This is a genomic window from Pseudomonas sp. WPR_5_2 (assembly GCF_003634475.1).
In the GTDB taxonomy this organism is placed as follows: Bacteria; Pseudomonadota; Gammaproteobacteria; order Pseudomonadales; family Pseudomonadaceae; genus Aquipseudomonas; species Aquipseudomonas izuensis.
In genome coordinates this window covers 176,051-196,341 of sequence record NZ_RBLA01000006.1, presented here as the reverse complement: position 1 = coordinate 196,341, position 20,291 = coordinate 176,051, and the positions used below count along the sequence as shown (strand labels likewise).

Here is a 20,291-nt window from a genome sequence, read left to right as displayed (position 1 = left end):
TTTATGGACGACTTGCCCTTAGGGCCGATGCTCGCTGTAGTGGTCTTGCTGATTTTGTGGTCGGGCCTGTTTTCCGCCATTGAATCCGCGCACCAGCATTTGCTGGCCAAACGCGTGGCTTCGCGATCCAGCGACAAGCCGCTGGCCCGATTGAGCTTCCCGCTCAATAGCCTGATCTTCTGCAATACCCTGTGCCGCACGCTGGTTGTCGTCCTGTGTACCTTGCTGGCGATTTTCACCTGGGCCGAAAATGGTCCGTGGGTTGCCTGTCTCGGTGCAGGTGCCATTGTGCTGGTGTTCGCCGACTACCTGCCCCGCGCCCTTGCCGTCCGCCACCCGGATGCGATCCTGGCCCTGGGCAACACCTTGCTTCCCGTGCCTTTGAAAATCATCTATCCGGCCGCCTGGCTGCTCAATGCCGTCAGCCAACTGCTGATGCGACCATTGGCCCGCAAAGTCAAAGTGGTGCAACAGAGCGAAGACGAAGCGCCGAAGGAACGGCAGGACGATCAGGAACCCGCCGTCTGCCGCCCGCACTCGCTGCCTGGCATCCATGCGCTGGACAACATCACGGTCAACGACATTCTGGTCCCGCGCAGTGAAGTCGACGGGATCAACCTCGACGACCCTATCGAAGAAATCATCGAGCAACTGCGCCATAACAAGCGCACACGGCTGCCGGTGTTCCACAGTGATATCAACCAGGTCGAAGCGGTGCTCAACACCCGGCAAATCGGCCATTTGCTCCCCGATGCCAGCCTGACCCTGGAAGCACTGGTCGAGGCCAGCCGCGAACCTTACTTCGTCCCCGAAAGCACTCCACTGCAACTGCAATTGCTGAACTTCCATAAACAGCAGCGACGCCTGGGCATGGTGGTCGACGAGTACGGCGAAGTGCTAGGCATCGTGACCCTGGAAGATATTCTCGAGGAAATCGTCGGCGAGTTCGAAAGCCAGCAAAGCCTGAACAACCCGCATATCCATCCACAGGCCGACGGGCGCCTGGTGATCGATGGCGCCGCGTCGATCCGCGACCTGAACAAGAGCCTCGGCTGGCATTTGCCAAGCGATGGGCCGAAAACCCTCAACGGCCTGGTGACCGAAGCGCTGGAAACCATTCCCGATAGCGCGGTCTGCCTGAAGATCGGCCGCTATCGACTGGAAATTCTTGAGACAGAAGAAAATCGTGTGACCCGGGTATTGATCTGGCATAACGCTACTGCAAAAACCGTCGCCTGAAATCGCCACCCTGCGGGAGCCAATGGTCGTGGCATAATCGAGCCGCTTACCCAGCCCCCCCCTCCCGTGCTACCCGCACTCCGCTTCAAACCCACATCCCTGGGTGTTCGACCATAATAATTCGCTCCACTGGGGCACATGACTGTCAGGGATAACCGCATGACGACCAGCACGACTTACAGCGATTCCACACCCGCACAACCGACCAACTCCGCCACCCGCGTGGCCACGGCGAGTTTCATCGGCACTGCGATCGAGTTCTACGATTTCTACGTCTACGCCACTGCCGCAGCGCTGGTCATCGGTCCGGTGTTCTTTCCGCAGACCTCCGGCACGGCGCAGATGCTTTCAGCCTTCCTCACCTTCGGCATCGCATTTCTCGCCCGCCCCCTGGGTTCGGCGCTGTTCGGTCACTTTGGCGACCGCATCGGCCGAAAATCGACGCTGGTGGCTTCCCTCTTGCTGATGGGCGTGTGCACTACGCTGATCGGTGTGCTGCCGGGCTATGACAGTATTGGAGCCTGGGCGCCGATCCTGCTCTGCGTGCTGCGTTTCGGCCAGGGCCTTGGCCTGGGCGGCGAATGGGGCGGCGCGGCGTTGCTGGCCACGGAGAATGCGCCCAAGGGCAAACGCGCCTGGTTCGGCATGTTCCCGCAGCTTGGCCCCTCCATCGGCTTTCTCGCGGCCAACGGCCTGTTCCTGACGCTGGCCATGACCTTGAACGACGAACAGTTTCGCTCCTGGGGCTGGCGCATTCCATTCCTGCTCAGCGCCGCACTGGTGATGGTCGGCCTGTACGTACGCCTCAAGCTTCACGAAACGCCGGTGTTCGCCAATGCCGTGGCTCGCGAGGAGCGAGTGAAGATCCCGCTGGTCGAGTTGTTCAGCCAATACTGGCTGCCCGTGTTGCTGGGGGCCGGTGCGATGGTCGTGTGTTACGCGCTGTTCTACATTTCCACCGTGTTCTCGCTCAGCTATGGCGTGGCGACGCTCGGCTACAGCCGTGAAACTTTCCTCGGCCTGCTGTGTTTCGCCGTACTGTTCATGGCCGCCGCCACGCCCCTGTCGGCCTGGGCCAGCGACCGCTTCGGGCGCAAACCGGTGTTGATCATTGGTGGCGCGCTGGCGGTTCTCTCCGGGTTCCTGATGGAACCGCTACTGACCCAGGGCTCGACCTGGAGCGTGGCGCTGTTCCTGTGCATCGAACTGTTTCTGATGGGCGTGACCTTCGCACCGATGGGCGCACTGTTGCCCGAGCTGTTTCCGACCCACGTGCGCTACACCGGCGCATCCGCGGCCTACAACCTGGGCGGGATTGTCGGCGCTTCGGCGGCACCGTTCTTCGCGCAGAAACTGGTGGCGATGGGGGGTTTGAGCTATGTGGGTGGGTATGTGTCCGGGGCGGCGGTGCTGAGCTTGATGGCGGTGCTGTGCTTGAAGGAAACGCGGCATAACGATTTGAATCGGGTTGCCTGATAGATAGCTATCGCGGGCAAGCCCGCTCCCACAGGATTGAGGTCGTATCACTATTTTGTGATCGACACGACCCCTGTGGGAGCGGGCTTGCCCGCGATGGCGTCTTGACCGGCAAAACACATCCCCGACCAGTCGCGAATTTTCCCCCATCCATTGGCCCCTCGCTCTACGCGTAACAACTTATCCCCGCTATACTCATCGGCTTTTCCTGAATAAATGCCAATAGGGTCCCGCCGCGCATGGATAAGACCTACCAGCCGCACGCCATTGAAACTTCCTGGTACAACACCTGGGAGTCCGAGAATTACTTCGCCCCGCAAGGCGCGGGCGAGTCCTACACCATCATGATCCCGCCGCCGAACGTCACCGGCAGCCTGCACATGGGTCACGGCTTCAACAACGCGATCATGGACGCCCTGATCCGTTTCCGCCGCATGCAGGGTCGCAACACCCTGTGGCAACCGGGCACCGACCACGCGGGTATCGCCACGCAAATGCTGGTGGAGCGTCAACTCGAAGCCCAGGGCCAGAATCGCCATGACCTGGGCCGCGACAAATTCCTCGAGAAAGTCTGGGAGTGGAAGGATCAGTCCGGCGGCAATATCAGCCGTCAGATCCGCCGCCTCGGCTCGTCCGTGGACTGGAGCCGCGAGCGCTTCACCATGGACGACGGCCTTTCCGAAGCTGTTAAAGAAGCCTTCGTACGCTTGCACGAAGACGGCTTGATCTATCGCGGCAAACGTCTGGTCAACTGGGACACCAAGCTGCACACGGCGATTTCCGACCTCGAAGTGGAAAACCACGACGAGAAGGGCTTCCTGTGGAACCTGAAATATCCGCTGGCCGACGGCGCCAAGACCGCTGAAGGCAACGATTACCTGATCGTCGCGACCACGCGTCCGGAAACCATGCTCGGCGACTCCGCCGTGGCCGTTAACCCGAACGACGAACGCTACAAAGCCCTGATCGGCAAGTTTGTCGAGCTGCCGCTGGTCGGCCGCCGCATCCCGATCATCGCCGACGACTACTGCGACCCTGAATTCGGCACCGGCTGCGTGAAAATCACCCCGGCCCACGATTTCAACGACTACGAAGTCGGCAAGCGCCACAACTTGCCGCTGCTGAACATCTTCGACAAGAACGCCAATGTCCTGCCGGCCGCCCAGGCGTTCAACCTCGACGGTACGCTGAACGAAAGCATCGACGGCAAGATCCCGGCCGAATACGCCGGCCTCGAGCGTTTCGAAGCGCGCAAGCAGATCGTCGCCGCGTTCGAGGCTGCCGGCCTGCTGGTCAGCGTCAACGATCACGCCCTGAAAGTGCCGAAAGGCGACCGTTCCGGCACCATCATCGAGCCGTGGCTGACCGACCAGTGGTACGTGTCCACCAAGCCATTGGCCGAGCCTGCGATTGCCGCCGTTGAAGATGGCCGTATCCAGTTCGTGCCGAAACAGTACGAAAACATGTACTTCTCCTGGATGCGCGACATCCAGGACTGGTGCATCAGCCGTCAGCTGTGGTGGGGCCACCGGATTCCGGCCTGGTACGACGAGTCGGGCAAAGTCTACGTGGGTCGCGACGAAGCCGAAGTACGTGCCAAGCACAACATCGGTCCGGACGTTGCGCTGCAGCAGGACAACGACGTACTCGACACCTGGTTCAGCTCGGGCTTGTGGACCTTCTCCACCCTGGGCTGGCCGGAAAAAACCGAGTTCCTGAAGAAATTCCACTCCACCGACGTACTGGTCACCGGCTTCGACATCATTTTCTTCTGGGTTGCCCGGATGATCATGCTGACGATGCACCTGATCAAAAACGAGGACGGCACCCCGCAAGTACCGTTCAAGACCGTTTACGTGCATGGTCTGGTGCGTGATGGCCAGGGCCAGAAGATGTCCAAGTCCAAGGGCAACGTCCTGGACCCGCTGGACATCATCGACGGGATCGAGCTCGAAACCCTGGTGCAGAAGCGCACCTCGGGCCTGATGCAGCCGAAATTGGCGAAGAAGATCGAGAAAGCGACCCGCGACGAGTTCGCCGAAGGTATCGCCAGCTACGGCACCGACGCCCTGCGCTTCACCTTCTGCTCGCTGGCGTCCACCGGTCGCGACATCAAGTTCGACATGGGCCGCGTCGAAGGCTATCGCAACTTTTGCAACAAGATCTGGAACGCCGCGCGCTACGTGCTGGACAAGGGCGAAGACTGCGGCCAGAACGGCGAAGCCTACGAGCTCTCGCTGGCCGACCGCTGGATCATTTCGCAACTGCAACGCACCGAAGCCGAAGTGACTCGTCAACTCGATCAGTTCCGCTTCGACCTGGCCGCGCAAGCCTTGTACGAGTTCATCTGGAACCAGTATTGCGACTGGTACCTGGAGCTCTCCAAGCCTGTGCTGTGGGATGAAAACGCGCCAATCGAACGTCAGCGCGGCACCCGTCGCACCCTGGTTCGCGTACTGGAAGTAGCCCTGCGCCTGGCGCACCCGTTCATGCCGTTCATCACCGAAGAAATCTGGCAGCGCATTGCGCCGCTGGCCGGTATCGAAGGCAAGACGATCATGCTGCAGCCTTGGCCAGTGGCCAACGAAGCGCGCATCGATCAGGCCGCCGAAGACGATATCGAATGGCTCAAGGGCCTGATGCTCGGCACGCGCAACATCCGTGGCGAAATGAACATCGGCCCGGGCAAACCACTGCCGCTGTTCCTGAAGAACGTCAGCGCCGAAGATCAGCGCCGCCTGACCGAAAACGAGGCATTGCTGAAGAAACTGGCACGCCTCGAATCGATCACAGTCCTGGCTGCCGGCGAAGAAGCACCGTTGTCCGCCACCGCACTGGTTGGTGAGATGGAAGTGCTGGTGCCGATGGCCGGCCTGATCGACAAAGGTGCGGAACTGGCGCGCCTGGACAAGGAAATCCAGCGTCTGCAAGGCGAAGTGCAGCGTGTGGGTGGCAAGTTGTCCAACGCCGGTTTCGTCGACAAGGCGCCGGCCGAAGTCATCGACAAGGAACGCGCCAAACTGGCCGAGGCCGAACAGGCTTTGGGCAAATTGGCCGAGCAACATGCGCGGATTGCCAGCCTGTAACGGCAAATCGCAATGAAAGAGGGAGGCCCAAGTGGCCTCCCTTTTTTGTGCCTGCCTCTATTGCCCTATCACCACAATTCCCTTGTGGGAGCGAGCCTGCTCGCGAAGAGGCCATGTCAGCCAACATCAATGTTGAATGACAAACCGCTTTCGCGAGCAGGCTCGCTCCCACAGTAGGTATGGGTCGTCCGCGGGATTGGGTTCACAACGGCAGGATGTGGGACAATGCCCGCCACTTTCAGCCATGCCCGAATCGACCACGCCCATGAACACCCCTCGTACACCCAAACCTGCGCGCAAGAAGCCTGACACCGCGACTCCGGCCAAAGCCGTGGAACCGCGTGAAAAGGCCAGCCTGCACCCGCGCAATCGCCATCAGGGTCGTTACGACTTCCCGGCGCTGATCAAAAGCACGCCGGAGTTGGCGACGTTCGTGATCATCAATCCGTATGGCAAGGAAAGTATCGACTTTGCCAGCCCGGATGCGGTGCGAGTGTTCAACCGGGCACTGCTCAAGTCGTTCTACGGCATCGCCCATTGGGACATTCCCGCCGACTACCTGTGCCCGCCGGTTCCGGGTCGGGCGGACTACGTACATTTCCTCGCCGACCTGCTGGCCAGCGGCAATGACGGCGTGATCCCCCGTGGGGCGGCAGTGAAGGTGCTGGACGTCGGCATGGGCGCCAACTGCGTGTATCCGCTGATCGGTCACAGCGACTACCGCTGGCAGTTCCTTGGCTCGGAAATCGACGCCACCGCCATTGCCGCAGCCAGGGCCATCATTCAGTCAAATGGCTTGAACAAGGCCATCCAGATTCGCCAGCAAGGCAACCGCAAACAGATCCTGCTGGGCTTGCTGGAGAGCACCGAACGCTTTGACCTGACAATGTGCAACCCACCGTTCCACTCGTCCCTGGAAGAAGCCACACGCGGCAGCAGCCGCAAATGGCGCGCGCTGGGCAAGGCCGATCCGAAACGAAAATTGCCGGTGCTGAATTTCGGCGGTCAGGCGGCCGAGTTGTGGTGCGAGGGTGGCGAGGCGCGATTCGTTACGCAATTGATCGGCGAGAGCGCTCAGGTAGGTCAGCAGGTGCTGTGGTTCAGTACCCTGGTGTCCAAAGCGTCGAATCTGCCGGCGATCCAGACGGCGCTGAAAAAGGCCGGCGCACTGCAAAGCCAGGTGGTGGAAATGTCCCAAGGCCAGAAGCAGAGCCGTTTCGTGGCGTGGACTTTCCAGACTCCAGCCCAGCAGCAGGCCTGGCGCGAGCGCTGGGCGCGCAAAACCGAGTAACCGACACAGATCCCCTGTGGGAGCGAGCCTGCTCGCGAAAGCGGTGGATCAGCCAACTTCTTCAGCGACTGACACACCGCCTTCGCGAGCAGGCTCGCTCCCACAATGGGATCAGGTGGCTTGCAGAATATCGCCAAATAGCAGGCACAAAAAAACCGTGCCCGGATTGCTCCGGCGCACGGTTTTTTTTCACTGCGTCTTACTTGTTCACAGCGTCGGTCAGGCCTTTGGCCACAACCAGCTTGATCACTTTCTTGGCAGGGATTTCGATGGCAGCGCCAGTCGAAGGGTTACGGCCGGTACGGGCAGGACGCTCAGTCACTTTCAGCTTGCCGATGCCTGGCAAAGTGATTTCGCCGCCGTTTTCCAGCTGATCGGCAACGATTTGGCCCAGTTGGTCCAGAGCGTTACGCGCGGTGGTTTTTGGCGCGTCGATAGCTTCAGCGATGTCGGCGATCAGTTGGTCTTTAGTAAGAGCCATTTAGTGTTCCTTCCCTATCAAATTCATATGGATTGCAGAGTGCAGTGTCAGCCATCGAGCCCGATCTTCTGGATCCGGCACCCTCGGCGATAACCGCGACGAGTCGGGTTATAGATGCCGAAATCAGGGTTTGGTTCGACCTGACATTTGCTGACTGCACGCTTAACGCAGTGACTTCGCGCAAGACCGGGCAAAACTAGCACAGAGACGGGGAAATATCCGCCTCTAGCTACCCATTTGGTCAGCTTTATTGCTCTAAATCGGCAAAAAAACGCATAAGCGCCGCCGGTCACTCGGGAATTGCCCTTCGTCCCGCGCCAAAACCAATGGTTGCGGTACACTGGGCGCTTTTTCGGGGAGCTCGCCCTGCTCTCTCCAATCAGCCGAGAAGCCCATGCCGATCCGTCATTGCATCGTCCACCTGATCGACAAAAAACCCGACGGCACACCCGCAGTTCTCCACGCTCGCGACTCTGAACTGACCGAGTCCGCCGCCATCGAGAACATGCTTGCCGACCTCAACGAAAGCTACAACGCCAAACAAGGTAAAGCCTGGGGTCTGTTTCATCCGGAGTCCGGCGCCTTTCCCTTCAGCGGCTGGTTGAAGGAATACCTCGATGGCGGACAGGACTTCACAGCGTTCAGCCGCGTGGCGGTGGAGCACCTGCAAAAGCTGATGGAAGAATCCAACCTTTCGGTCGGTGGTCACGTACTGTTCGCTCACTATCAGCAAGGCATGACCGACTACCTGGCCATCGCCCTGCTGCATCACAGCGAAGGCGTGGCGGTGACCGACGAGCTGGACGTGACCCCGTCCCGTCACCTGGACCTGGGCCAGCTGCACCTGGCGGCGCGGATCAACGTTTCCGAGTGGCAGAACAACAAGCAATCCAAGCAGTACATCTCGTTCATCAAAGGCAAGAACGGTAAAAAGGTTTCGGAGTATTTCCGCGACTTCATCGGCTGCCAGGAAGGCGTCGATGGCCCCGGCGAAACCCGCACTTTGCTCAAGGCCTTCAGTGACTTCGTCGAAAGCGAAGACCTGCCGGAAGAGTCTGCCCGGGAAAAAACCAAGACCCTGGTGGATTACGCCAGTAGCCAGGCCAAGCTCGGTGAGCCCATGGGCCTTGAGGAGCTGTCGGAACTGATCGACGAAGAACGCCCAAAAGCTTTCTACGATCATATCCGCAACAAGGACTACGGACTCTCGCCGGAAATCCCGGCCGATAAACGCACCCTGAACCAGTTCCGCCGCTTCACCGGCCGTGCCGAAGGCCTGTCGATCAGCTTCGAGGCGCACCTGCTGGGCTCGAAGATCGAGTACGACGAAGAAGCCGGTACCCTGATCATCAAAGGCCTGCCGACCTCGCTCACCGACCAGCTCAAGCGCCGCAATTGATGCTGGGTAACGTACTGAAGAAATGCCTGCTGATCCTGCTGGTGGTGGTGGTTTACCAGCACTGGGGCAAGATCGAGCGAGTGTTCAATCCCTCGCAAATGCTGTCCGAGCAGTCCCGGGCCACGGCCAATGTCGTGCTCTACAGCACCGAATGGTGTGGCTACTGCAAACTGAGCCGACGTTTTCTCGATCAGAAAGGCATTACGTACAAGGAATTCGATATCGAGAAAGACACCGAGGCGCGCAAGGCCTACGAAGCGTTGGGCGGCGGCGGGATCCCGTTCATCGATGTGAACGGGACGCTGATTCGCGGGTATGACCCGGATGCGATTCTGGCTGCGTTGAAATAATTAATCCGGTCACACCCTACCTGTGGGAGCAAGTCGGGTCGCCGCATCGCTTGCTCCCACAGTGTCAGCGGGCCTCGATACGAAAACCCAACCGCGGAAAGTGCACATGCACCACACCGCCGCGCGGATCTTCGCGGCGCAGGATCAGCTCTTCGCCACCGGCAAACATCAACGCCCCCGCCACCGGATCGACGCCATAGTCGGTCGCGGCGATCACTACTTGCTGACCAGCTTCGAATCCGTTCGGGTCGATAAATTGCTCATCCGGCAATGCAGCCGGCGTTGCGTTGCGCGCAATCGCCAATGCCTCTTCCGAGGTCATCTCGCTCGGCGCCCCATGGCCAAAACCCAGAACCCGCGCCAACCAGGCCGACACCGCCGGATAGTTATCCACAAGCGGTGATGTCACCGGCGTCGCCTTGAGGAACCACAGCGGATGCGCCATGGCGAAGTCGGCAATCGATGGCTCGCCGAACAGGTAATCACCTTCCTCGCGCTGCAGCTGTTGCTCCAGGCGCGCCATGATCGTCGGCCATTGGTGCCGCGCTTGCTCAGCGGTCAACTTTGTAGTGCTGCCGCCGCTGAACAATCCCGCACGGTCGGCCAGGAAAGCCTTGATCGCTTCCGGCGGCAAATTGCCGAAACGCACAGCGACCGATTCCGGCTGAAACACCAGGCTGACTGCATGCTGGAACACCACTGAATCGGCCCACGCGGCGAAGGTCGCGGCGATCATTTCCTGGCCTTCGGGGAAGAACGCCGGCAAGGCTTTTTCCTGCTCCAGGCGACGGGCGATGAGCGCCGTATCGCAATAGATATCCGCGCCGATCTGCAACACCGGCGTCTTGCGATAGCCCCCCGTCAGCGCCGTCAGGTCAGGTTTTGGCATCACCGGCGAGATCTTCACCGAGCGCCAGGACAAGCCCTTGAAGCCCAACAGCAATCGGGCCTTTTCGGCGAAGGGGGACGTCGGGTAATGATGAAGAATCAACTCGGACATGCTCGGCTCCGTCGCACTCAAAAGGTATCAGCAGCTTAGCGCGCAATCGATTGGCAGAATACGGATCTGCCTGATGGAAACCGATCAATCAGCTTGATAATGCCGGGGCAGCACTGGCCACCAGACATTCCTTGGCGCTCTTCCTGAGTTTTTTGATCAGCCGCTCCTGACGCAGCGCTTCGCTTTTGTCGCGGCATGCTTCGGTATAAACCAGTGCCACAGCCGGGCTGGAAAGGAAGAAACGCGCGCCTTTGCCGCTTTGGTGCTTGGCGAACCGGCGCACGGGGTCGTCGCTGATTCCGCAGTAGAGCGAACCATTGGCCGCGCGCACGAGGTAAACGAACCAGGGTTTGCTCAGCGCAGGGTCGGCGTCGGCAGGATTTTCGTTGTGGGGGCTCATGCAACGATCAAGACTTGAAAGGAAACAAGCCGCGATCTTATCAGCGACCTGCCTGAAAAGCCTTCAGCCCCTTCAGGGCCTGTGCGCGAACGGCATTGCGTACCAGCGGCGTCCAACCCAGCAGCAGCCCCTTGAAACCCAGCGCCTGACGCGACCAGGCCCACAGATCGAAGCTATCGTGGTGTTCGCAGATCTTGCCATCGCGGAAAACGAAGCGCGCCTGAATGTCGTTGACCACGATATTACCGGTCTGGCTGAACAGATAAGTCGCCACCCAATGGGCGCCCCCCGTGCGCTCGTCGCTGCGCACATGATCGAAGGTCAGGGAGAAATCCTTGGCCCGGGTGGTGAGCATGCGCCACATGTCGCCGGCATCACGGCCACGCAGTTCGCCGAACGCCGGATCGCTGAACACTACGTCGTCGGTGTAGCAGGCGCTCATGGCTTCGGCATCCAGCCGCTGGAACGCCTCGTAGAATCGGGTGATCACTGCGTTGTGGGCATCACTCATAAAAGCTCCCTGGGTTGCTCACTTTCTCTGAAGACTGCTTTCAAAAAATCATTTCGGCAGATTGCCAGCACGATAATCAACAAATGCCAGGAACACTACCGGCATTCGTGGCGGGAATACCCTCAGGCACACTGGAGCCTAATGCGCCATGCCGTTTTCACGGGCGTAAGCGAAGAGCCCCACATCCGTGGAAATTCCCAGCCGCTGCATGGCCATGTTTTTCTGTTTGCTGATCGTCGATACGCTGCGTTTGAAATAGCCGGCAATTTCACTGACCGTCATGCCATTGGCGAGCATTCTCACCACTTCATGTTCCTTGGCGGATAACACAGCAGGACCGGACGCTACCGCAGCGTTCGCCTGAAGCAGCGACGCACGTAAAGACTCGCTGGTGAAGCGCCGTCCTTCGCTCACTGATTTGATCGCCATGGGCAACTCCTTCGCCGACGCACCTTTGGCAATGATCGCCATCACCCCCTCAGCAAACGCCGCCTTCAGTGTCGGTGTGTTGGAGAACATCGTGACCAGAATGATCGGCAACGCCGGGTAGCAACGCCGCACTTTGCCCAGCATCTTCAGCCCGTCGGAGTGCTGATTGCCCGGCATGGAAAAGTCGGTGATCAAGAGGTCGCAAGGCGTGGTGGAAAGCAGGTTCAACAGGCTGTCCGGGCCATCGGCCTCACCCACGATGTGGCAGGTGCGGTTCAGGTCGATGAGCATTCGCAGGCCGATACGAACGACAGGATGGTCGTCAGCGATGATTACGCGCATTGTCGGATTTATCCTGTTTGATGAGTGGAATGTCCGAAAAATAGCGCTGTCCCGGTGCCACCACAACGACCAAAATCAAGCGCAAAACCGCACCGACCCACGCCTGCGGGCGCTTCGTATTTCTCCTATAAAACAAACAGAACAGTCCTACTCTTTTGAGCTACGCAGGTCACGCAGAAGGACTACAGACAACGTTACGAAAGATGATGATTCGCAAACGGTGATGCGCTTTCTTACATCAACCCGTTAGTTTTCGTATTAGTTGCATTTCACTTGGTTACTTCGATGGATAGATTGCGCCCTCGTCGTTAAGGGCTGCCCCAACAATCATCCTTCAAGGAAAGAAGCCAAGACATGAATAGACGTTTATCCCTTCTGACTGCTGCGTTGCTGCTGACTGGAACATCATCCACGTTCGCCGCGTCCAGCACCGACCTGACTGTCACAGGCACAATCACCCCCAGCGCCTGCGCGCCGACACTGTCGGACGGCGGTATCGTCGATCACGGCAAATTGACAGCCAAGGATCTGGACCCGCTACTGCCCACCAGACTGCCTGCCGGTGAAATGCAGCTGCAGGTTCACTGCGAAGGCGCCACCTTTTTCACCCTGACCACGGTGGACAACCGCGCAGGCACCTCGGCGATCAATCCGGCATTCCACGGTCTGGGCGTGGTCAACGACGACCAGAAGCTTGGCAGCGTGGCGTTCGGTGTGTTCGAGCCACAGGCCGACAGTGTTCCGGTGCTGACCATCATGTCCCGCGACGGTGGCGCCAGTTGGGCGCCCTCTTCGTACCTGGGCCACGCCGGGCTGACATCGTTTGCCGCCCCCGGCGATCCGCGCACCCCGATCGCCATCAAAGACCTGAATGCTCGCCTGCGGGCTTTCACCATCATTGCACCGGCCAGCGACCTGACCCTGCTCGATGAGTTGCCCATCGACGGCCACGCCACGATGCAACTCAAGTATTTGTAAATCAATCCACTTCCATACACAGGAGCTACACCATGAACAAGATGCTCACCCCCCTGCTGGGCGCCATGTTGCTGACCGGCAGTGCCAGCGTTTTCGCCGCTTCCAGCGTTGATCTGACCGTAACAGGGATCATTACGCCAAGCGCCTGCACCCCGACCCTGAGCAAGGGCGGGACGGTGGACTACGGCAAAATATCCGCGAAGGATCTGAAACCCGACCTGCCAACCTATCTGACAGCACAACAGGTTCAACTGAACGTCAATTGCGACGCAGCGACCTTGATGGCTCTGGAGTCCAAGGACAACCGCGCTGGCTCGGCCTTTGATGACGATACGTATAATTTTGGCTTGGGACTCATCAACGGTAGCGAAAAGCTCGGCGTTATGGAGTTGAAACTGCTATCCCCCCTGGCCGACGGCGTATCGGTCACAACCATCGCATCTGAAGACGGCGGTTCTACTTGGTACAACGAACGTTATCTGTTCCGCACCAACATTCTTTCAGTCGCCGACACCGGAACAGTGGTACCCAGACCCGTTCAGTCGTTTACCTCCGACCTGGTCGTTCAACCACGCATTGCACCTGCGAACCAGTTGACCCTGACCAACGAAGTCTCCATCGACGGCTCAGTCACCCTGACCGTGCGTTACCTCTGATTCACCGATAAACCGGAGAGCGGAAAGGCATGCAGCAACGACTGCGAGCCCTTTCCGCCCTCACCCGCACCGCGCTGAAAAGGACCTCAGGCCGAAATGAAGAAAACGACGCCACACCTCCTCGCCCTGCTTTGTCTGCTGAGCAGCAAGCCGGCGATGGCCGCTTCCGATGTCGAGCTCAATGTCGTGGGCAAGATCACTCCCAACGCCTGCGACGTACTGCTGTCGGACAACGGCATGGTCGACCACGGCAAGGTGCCGGCCCGCACGCTCAATCAATACGAGTTGAGCCCCTTGCCCGGCCGACAACTGGACCTGAGCGTGAGCTGTGACGAACCGCTGCTGTTTGTGCTGGTGGGCGTGGACAGCCGGGCAGAGTCGTCGCTGGGGCCGGGCTTTTATTATGGCCTGGGATGGAACGTCCATGCGCCGGACGAACGCCTGGGCACGATCAGCCTCGCCTTTCGCAACGCAGTGGCCGACGGTCAACCGGCGCTGGTGCTGGCTTCAAGCAATCAGGGCCTGACGTGGTTCCCGGAAGCCAATGCCTATCCGAATAACTACATGGGCTTTGCCAAGCCCGGCACCCTGCTGCCGGAACCCCATCGCCTGCTGGTTGCCACGCTGCAAATCAACACCTCAATCAACGCCGCGAGCTTCCTGACCCTGAATCAGGAAGTGCCGCTGGACGGCGCCATCGTGCTGGATCTGAGATACCTGTAGTCATGCTGATTTTTTCCTTTTCCATACAGGCCTTAACCATGACCCTTTCCAAAGGCGTTCGTCGCCTGATGTTTTGCCTGGGCACTTTGGCCCTTGTGCTGTGCGGTCGCGCGCAGGCCGACGGCATGGTACCCGACACATCGGTAGTGATCGTCAACGAAGCCGACGGCGAAGCCTCGGTGTCTGTGACCAATACCGACACGAGCCTCGCTTTGCTGCACGTCACCCTCGAAGACATTCCCGAAGACAAGGAACCGCTGTTGTTCGTCACGCCGCCGCTGGCCCGTGTCGAACCGTCCAAAAGCCAACTGGTGCGGTTCATCTTGCAATCGTCTACGCCCCTGACCACACAACGCCTGAAACGGGTGATTTTCGAAGGCATGCCCCAGGATCGCGTGGCGGCTCAGGCCGGGCATGCGCGGGTGGGTGTGACCGTGCGACAAAACCTTCCCGTGATCATTCATCCCAAAGGCCTGGCGCAAAACCGCACACCCTGGACAGGCCTGACCTGGCGCCTGGAACAAAATCAGTTGAGCGTGCATAACCCGACGCCATATGTGGTGCGTCTGGCCCAGGAACTGCTGTTGCTGCCAGGCAACGGTTCGGCGCTGTTGCCGCGCACTTACGTACTGCCCGGGGAAACCCTGAGCGTGACCACCAACGGCGCCGCCGCAACCACCGTGCGGCTGCAACCGGCCACGGTCTATGGTTTCGCGGTGCCGCATTACGAGGCGCCGATCAAATCCTGAACCCGACCCTGACAGCGCCGTGAAGGAACATTGAGCGCCAAAGTTTTCAGGCGACGGTCGTGCGACCGTTGCCACAGGCAAGTCTGACCCACAGCCCATCGGCCAGACGCCGGCATACCCCAAGTGAACCCCATGAACACAGTATCGATTTACCGTGATGGCGAAGCCGTGCCCGTCATTCGGACCGCTCGCCCCTGCTTGCTGCGTCGGCGCGCCACCCTGGTGTTGCTGCTGGCCAATACACTGCTGGTGCCTGACGCCCGTGGCGAGGCCCTGTTGCTGGCGGCGTTCGACAAAAACACGCTGCTGCAGCGCGGTATTGATCCGGCACTGGCGACCTCGCTGATGCAAGCACCGAGATTTACCGCGGGCAGGCACCCGGTGACGCTCTCCGTCAATGGCCAGCGCCGGGGCCGTGTGGATGTCGCGTTCAATCGCGAGGGCGCACTGTGTTTCGATCGCCCACTGCTCGACGCGGCCAACCTGAATGTGCCTGACCAGATGCTGGGCGATGGCCCGTGTCACGATTTTCTGGCCGCTTCGCCGCAAACCGTCATCGATCCGGATCCCTCCAATCTGGCTTTGTCGCTGATCGTTCCCACCGATGCGATACGTCCTGTCACCCGGGACTTTTCCGGCTATCAGACCGGGGGCATCGCCGGGATGCTCAACTACGACGTCACCGGTTTGCACAGCCAATATGGTGATCAGTCCAGCCGCTACGCCTCGGCCAACACCGAGCTGGGCTTCAATGCCGGCGACTGGATCGTGCGCAGCCGGCAGGTGCAAACCTGGCAGGACGACGTCTCACGCACGACGCACATCGCCGCCTACGCCCAACGCACCTTCGCCAGCGTTGAGGCGGTACTGCAGGCCGGCCAGATCAACCTCTACAACCCGGTGCTGGCCGGCACGCAAATCACTGGCGTGCAAGTACTCAATGAACAGGCACTGCAAATCGAAGGGCAAAGCGCGGTCATCGAAGGCATCGCCAACAGCCAGGCCCAGGTCGAGGTTCGGCAGAACGGCTCGCTGATCCACTCCACCGTGGTGCCCGCCGGCCCGTTTGCACTTACCAACGTGCGACGCCTCAACACCCGCTCCGACGTCGAAGTCACTATCAAGGAAGCCGATGGCAGCCAGCGCAGCTTCACCATTCCGGCGGCCATGCTCGGCATCGGTTTGCCAGCGCCCGGTTATTCGCTGGGGGCGGGTCGGGTGCGCAACATCGGTGATGAACAGGGCAGCGATCCATGGGTTATCAGCGCTGGCTGGAGCGGTGCGATCCATCCACAGGTGTTGTTCAGTGCGGGCATGACCGGTGCCGAAGACTATCGCGCGGCGGGTGCGGGACTGGGTTTTCTGCCATCGTCTGATACTCAGGTTCAATCCACGTTGACCGGCGCGGATGCCAGCGGCCGGCAATCGAGCCAGGGACTTCAGGCCGACCTGAGCCTGTCGCACCGTTTGAGCGAACGGTGGGCGTTCAATGCCGGCAGCTCCTACCGGACCCTGGGTTACCGCGAGCTGGAGGATGCGGTATTCGACAACACGACCGACGACAGTAAATCCCGTTACCGCGACCAGCAGAGCGCCGGGCTGTCCTGGTCCCACCCATGGCTGGGAGCCTTCAGCGGCGGCTTCAGCCAGTCCAATTCATTCGATGGCCAGAACAGCAGCCGCGCCCTCGCCTCCTGGGGCACCAACATTCGCGGCGTGTCGGTTTCCGCGACCGCCGAATGGCAGGTCAGCGGCGCGAACCGCAACGACGACAGCGTGTATGTAAACCTCAGCATTCCCCTGGGCGAGAACCGTCGGGCGCGTACCTGGGTGCGCAGTTCCGATGGCGATCACCGCAGCGGCGTGGGCTTGAGTGAGCAGATCAACGATCAATTGGCTTACCGGGTCGGCGTCGAGCACGACACCCGTGACAGGCAAGTGCAAACCACAGCCGGCGTTTCGATGCTGCCGCGCTACACCCAACTGGACCTGAACTACACCCGCTCCGATGCCGATCGGTCCAGCTATCAAGCCAGTGCCCGAGGCGGTGCGGTGCTGCATGGCGGCGGCCTGACGCTGTCGCCTTATCCGGTCAGCGACACCTTCGCTTTGCTTTCAGTCGGTGACATGGGCGCGATCAAAGTCTCGACCCCGAGCGGTCCGGTGTGGACTGACTGGCAAGGTCAGGCGGTGGTCCCGCAGGTATCGGCCTACGGTCGCAGCCCGGTGGAAGTCGACACCAAATCCCTGCCGCGCAATGCCGATATCAGCAACGGCCTGGCGGTGATTTCTGCCGGGCGCGGCGCCGTCGACAGGGTCGAGTTCGGCGTCACCATGACCCGTCGGGTGTTGCTCAAGGTCACCACCGCCAACGGTGCCCCGCTGCGGCGCGGAGCCTCCGTGAATACCGAGGATGGCGACTTCGTCACCCTGGTACAGGAAGGCGGCCTGGTGTTTCTGCCCAATGTGCTCGACACCCGCGCGTTGTGGATCAGCGCGCCGGGGCTGGAACGCTGCGAATTGCGTTTCGAACTGCCGGCGGACGCCGACACCAACGCCTATTACGAAACCGCCCCCGCCAAGTGCCGAGCCCTTTGAGGATGATTGCATGAACCTGTCCCGCTATTTGATGGTGACCCTCACTCCCTTGGTGCTGAGCGTATTCACGCCGTTCGCCTGGGCGTCGGCCGACGACTGTCAGTTCAACCTGAGCCAACCGGTGCTCGATTACGGGCTGATGAACCGCGCCATTCGCCCCGACTCGGTCCCGGAGCGAAACCTCGGCGAACGTCATCTGAGTCTGAACCTGAGTTGTTCAGCCCCCATCGACATGAGCCTGTTTTATCGCGCCATGGCGTCGACGGCCAATCGCTTCCACTTCGCCGAGCGCGGCACCTACCAAGTGCGGATTCGCGACGCAGTGCTCGACGGTCAGTCGGTGGAAATCGGCTTGATTGCCGGAGTCGGCCAAGCCCCTGCGCACACCGCATCGACCCTGATCTGGCGTCCGGATCACGGAATTGTTCCGGTAAAAGCGGGTGTGCCATCGCAGGGCCGCAGTTTCTCGGCGCAGCTGGAGGTGACGGCGTGGGTTCAGGAACAAGGGATGCAGGTGCGCGACGCGGTGACTTGGGAGGCGCTTGGTGTGTTCGACGCCGTCGCTGCCGGGCGCAGCCGCGAAGCAACATTGCGCGCCCGTTTCGCCCCCGCAGCGTGCGAGCCGGTGCTTTCCAACGGCGGCGTGGTCGATTTCGGCAGGCTGTCCAAAAGCGATTTGAATGCCGACAAGAGCACGCGCCTGCTAGCCCGATCCTTGACCTTAAGGGTCGGTTGCGATGCGCCCACGTCTTTCGCCTTGATCATGCACGACAACCGCTCGGGCTCGGCGACGGTCAACAGCGAGGTTTATTACGGCCTGGGCATGGACAGCCAAAACAACAAGATCGGCCTGTACTCGCTGAACTTCGATCCGGCGGATGCCAACGCCGACAACTTCGCGCGCCTCTATCGAACCGACTCCACCACCGGTGGCACGGCCTGGAGCACGTCCAGCGCCAGCCCGATTCCCATTGGTCAAAAGAGTTACCTGGGCTTTACCGCCAACGCCGGCAGCAGCGCCGGCCCGGTGATGATCCAGAACCTCAGTACCACCGTCACCGTCGACGCGGTTATCGCCCCCACCAACAGCCTGGACTTGAGTTCCGCCATCCACCTCAACGGCGCGGGGACGATCGAGATCATTTACCTGTAACACCTGAACCCTCTGCTGAACCCGGGGCGAAATGCCGTGGGCCAGGCTGGAAAACAACCATAGAAGTGAGTAAGAAAATGAAAAAGTACCTTGCAACAGTTTCTGTCACCGCTCTGATCAGTGTCGCGCCTTTCGCCATGGCGGCTTCGAGCACTGACCTGACTGTCACCGGCACCATCATTCCAAACGCCTGTTTACCGACCTTATCCGGTAACGGAGTGGTGGATTACGGCAAGATCTCGGCAAAAGACTTGAATCAAGACACAAATACCAGATTGGAAGATCGCACTGTGACCCTGTCGGTGAAATGCGACGCCACCACTACGTTCGCACTCAAGGGTATCGACAATCGCATCGGTTCGAGCAATCTGAATTCGATGTTCGGCTTGGGCAAAATCAACGGCACTCAAAACATCGGCAGATTCGCGGTGTTGATGATGAGTGCTGTTGCCGACGGAGTCGCCGCACAGCCCATCAAATCCAAGGACGGACAAACCGGCTGGCACGGTCATTTACTCTGGATGCCGGGAGACTACGCCTCGGTGGCAGCCCGGGATGATTTCAGCCAACCGATCAGCGTTCAGGACCTCACCCTGGAATTGGCACTCCAAACTTACATTTACAGGGCCGACGGGCTGGATTTGACCAACGAAGTCAAAATCGATGGGTCGGCAACACTTGAAATGAAGTACCTGTAAAGCCGAACGATGGTGCCCGGAATCATGCCCCGGGCAACGTCGGCAATCGACAAAGTAATCCCATGAAAAGGATTTACGCGATGAAAAATCACCTCGCCGTACTCGCGCCAATGCTATTGATCAGCGCCACGCCCAACGTCCTCGCCGCGTCCGTGGTGGATTTGAGCGTCAAAGGTCTCATCACCCCTGTCGCCTGCACACCCAGCCTGTCGAATAACGGCCTGGTCGACTACGGCAAAATCTCGCGGCAGGATCTGAGCGTCGACAAGCGCACGCAACTGCGCGACCAGACGCTGGACTTTAGCTTGCAGTGCAACGGTCCCGCGCGGTTCGCCCTGCTGATGCGCGACAACCGCGACGGCTCGGCCATCGTCAACAGCGAGATTTATTACGGCCTGAACCTCGACAACAGCGGCAACAAAATCGGCCTGTACTCGCTGAATTTCGACCCCGCCAGCACCGTGGTCGATGGGTGGTCGCAGGTGTATCGCACCGACTCCACCACCGGTGGCGTGGCCTGGAGTTCCTCGAGCGGCCGTTCCATTCCGATTGGTGCCAGAAGCTACCTGGGTTTCACCGACGTGGCCGGCAGCAGCGCCGGCCCGGTGGCCATCCAGAACCTTTCAAGCCGGGTCACCCTCGAAACTGTCATCGCACCCACATCCGAACTGGACCTGAGCGCCGACGTGCAACTCGACGGCTCGGCGACACTGGATGTTGTTTACCTGTAGT

The 20,291-nt window shown here is 60.1% G+C and carries 19 protein-coding genes; 14 read left to right on the top strand and 5 right to left on the bottom strand.

Going from position 1 to position 20,291, the window contains the following annotated elements:
• Nucleotides 1-3: 3 nt before the first annotated feature.
• The 4 genes from BJ917_RS21975 to rlmF all read left to right on the top strand — a co-directional run bounded on the left by BJ917_RS21975 (nucleotide 4) and on the right by rlmF (nucleotide 7,092).
• Entirely contained in the window at nucleotides 4-1,239 is a 1,236-nt protein-coding gene (locus BJ917_RS21975; protein ID WP_121104516.1) for a CNNM domain-containing protein, read from the top strand.
• Nucleotides 1,240-1,398: 159 nt separating this feature from the next.
• Nucleotides 1,399-2,715 carry an MFS transporter gene (locus tag BJ917_RS21970; protein WP_121104514.1) on the top strand — a complete coding sequence of 439 codons (1,317 nt, stop codon included), beginning with the start codon at nucleotides 1,399-1,401 and terminating at the stop codon, nucleotides 2,713-2,715.
• A gap of 239 nt (nucleotides 2,716-2,954) precedes the next feature.
• Entirely contained in the window at nucleotides 2,955-5,801 is a 2,847-nt protein-coding gene (locus BJ917_RS21965; protein WP_096509215.1) for a valine--tRNA ligase, read from the top strand.
• A 265-nt stretch (nucleotides 5,802-6,066) separates the two neighbouring features.
• Nucleotides 6,067-7,092 (top strand): 23S rRNA (adenine(1618)-N(6))-methyltransferase RlmF, encoded by a 1,026-nt coding sequence (rlmF, locus tag BJ917_RS21960; protein WP_121104512.1) that lies wholly within the window; start codon nucleotides 6,067-6,069, stop codon nucleotides 7,090-7,092.
• A 199-nt stretch (nucleotides 7,093-7,291) separates the two neighbouring features.
• Here the strand turns inward: rlmF and BJ917_RS21955 are convergent, their stop codons facing one another.
• Complete coding sequence (locus BJ917_RS21955) at nucleotides 7,292-7,573, bottom strand: HU family DNA-binding protein (protein ID WP_003221909.1); 282 nt, start codon at nucleotides 7,571-7,573, stop codon at nucleotides 7,292-7,294.
• A 394-nt stretch (nucleotides 7,574-7,967) separates the two neighbouring features.
• Here BJ917_RS21955 and yejK point away from each other — a divergent pair, with 394 nt between their 5' ends.
• Nucleotides 7,968-8,972 (top strand): nucleoid-associated protein YejK, encoded by a 1,005-nt coding sequence (gene yejK / locus BJ917_RS21950; protein WP_096509213.1) that lies wholly within the window; start codon nucleotides 7,968-7,970, stop codon nucleotides 8,970-8,972.
• Nucleotides 8,972-9,322: a glutaredoxin family protein gene (locus BJ917_RS21945; RefSeq protein ID WP_121104510.1), complete on the top strand. Its 351-nt coding sequence runs from the start codon at nucleotides 8,972-8,974 to the stop codon at nucleotides 9,320-9,322. Before yejK ends, BJ917_RS21945 begins: the two co-directional genes overlap by 1 nt.
• Nucleotides 9,323-9,386: 64 nt before the next feature.
• On the opposite strand, the gene BJ917_RS21940 is transcribed toward BJ917_RS21945, so the two are convergent.
• The 4 genes from BJ917_RS21940 to BJ917_RS21925 all read right to left on the bottom strand — a co-directional run bounded on the left by BJ917_RS21940 (nucleotide 9,387) and on the right by BJ917_RS21925 (nucleotide 12,004).
• Nucleotides 9,387-10,322: a glutathione S-transferase family protein gene (locus BJ917_RS21940; protein WP_096509211.1), complete on the bottom strand. Its 936-nt coding sequence runs from the start codon at nucleotides 10,320-10,322 to the stop codon at nucleotides 9,387-9,389.
• A gap of 88 nt (nucleotides 10,323-10,410) precedes the next feature.
• Nucleotides 10,411-10,722 carry a GIY-YIG nuclease family protein gene (locus BJ917_RS21935; protein WP_121104508.1) on the bottom strand — a complete coding sequence of 104 codons (312 nt, stop codon included), beginning with the start codon at nucleotides 10,720-10,722 and terminating at the stop codon, nucleotides 10,411-10,413.
• Nucleotides 10,723-10,762: 40 nt separating this feature from the next.
• A complete protein-coding gene (locus BJ917_RS21930; protein WP_096509209.1) occupies nucleotides 10,763-11,233 on the bottom strand; it encodes a nuclear transport factor 2 family protein in 471 nt (156 codons plus the stop codon).
• A gap of 138 nt (nucleotides 11,234-11,371) precedes the next feature.
• Nucleotides 11,372-12,004 (bottom strand): response regulator, encoded by a 633-nt coding sequence (locus BJ917_RS21925; RefSeq protein ID WP_121104507.1) that lies wholly within the window; start codon nucleotides 12,002-12,004, stop codon nucleotides 11,372-11,374.
• 354 nt (nucleotides 12,005-12,358) lie between these two features.
• On the opposite strand from BJ917_RS21925, the gene BJ917_RS21920 reads away from it, so the two are divergent.
• The 8 genes from BJ917_RS21920 to BJ917_RS21885 all read left to right on the top strand — a co-directional run bounded on the left by BJ917_RS21920 (nucleotide 12,359) and on the right by BJ917_RS21885 (nucleotide 20,290).
• On the top strand, nucleotides 12,359-12,982 hold the full coding sequence (locus BJ917_RS21920; RefSeq protein ID WP_121104505.1) for a DUF1120 domain-containing protein: 624 nt from the start codon (nucleotides 12,359-12,361) through the stop codon (nucleotides 12,980-12,982).
• A gap of 32 nt (nucleotides 12,983-13,014) precedes the next feature.
• A complete protein-coding gene (locus BJ917_RS21915) occupies nucleotides 13,015-13,638 on the top strand; it encodes a DUF1120 domain-containing protein (RefSeq protein WP_096509206.1) in 624 nt (207 codons plus the stop codon).
• 96 nt (nucleotides 13,639-13,734) lie between these two features.
• Nucleotides 13,735-14,361, top strand: coding sequence for a DUF1120 domain-containing protein (locus tag BJ917_RS21910; RefSeq protein WP_096509205.1), 627 nt, complete (start codon nucleotides 13,735-13,737; stop codon nucleotides 14,359-14,361).
• A gap of 68 nt (nucleotides 14,362-14,429) precedes the next feature.
• Nucleotides 14,430-15,110, top strand: a complete 681-nt coding sequence (locus tag BJ917_RS21905; protein ID WP_121104863.1) for a fimbria/pilus chaperone family protein — start codon at nucleotides 14,430-14,432, stop codon at nucleotides 15,108-15,110.
• A gap of 132 nt (nucleotides 15,111-15,242) precedes the next feature.
• Entirely contained in the window at nucleotides 15,243-17,708 is a 2,466-nt protein-coding gene (locus BJ917_RS21900; RefSeq protein ID WP_121104503.1) for a fimbria/pilus outer membrane usher protein, read from the top strand.
• 10 nt (nucleotides 17,709-17,718) lie between these two features.
• Nucleotides 17,719-18,861: a DUF1120 domain-containing protein gene (locus BJ917_RS21895; RefSeq protein WP_121104501.1), complete on the top strand. Its 1,143-nt coding sequence runs from the start codon at nucleotides 17,719-17,721 to the stop codon at nucleotides 18,859-18,861.
• A gap of 77 nt (nucleotides 18,862-18,938) precedes the next feature.
• Nucleotides 18,939-19,559: a DUF1120 domain-containing protein gene (locus BJ917_RS21890; RefSeq protein ID WP_121104499.1), complete on the top strand. Its 621-nt coding sequence runs from the start codon at nucleotides 18,939-18,941 to the stop codon at nucleotides 19,557-19,559.
• An 80-nt stretch (nucleotides 19,560-19,639) separates the two neighbouring features.
• Complete coding sequence (locus BJ917_RS21885) at nucleotides 19,640-20,290, top strand: DUF1120 domain-containing protein (RefSeq protein WP_121104497.1); 651 nt, start codon at nucleotides 19,640-19,642, stop codon at nucleotides 20,288-20,290.
• The last annotated feature ends 1 nt before the right edge of the window (nucleotide 20,291 follow it).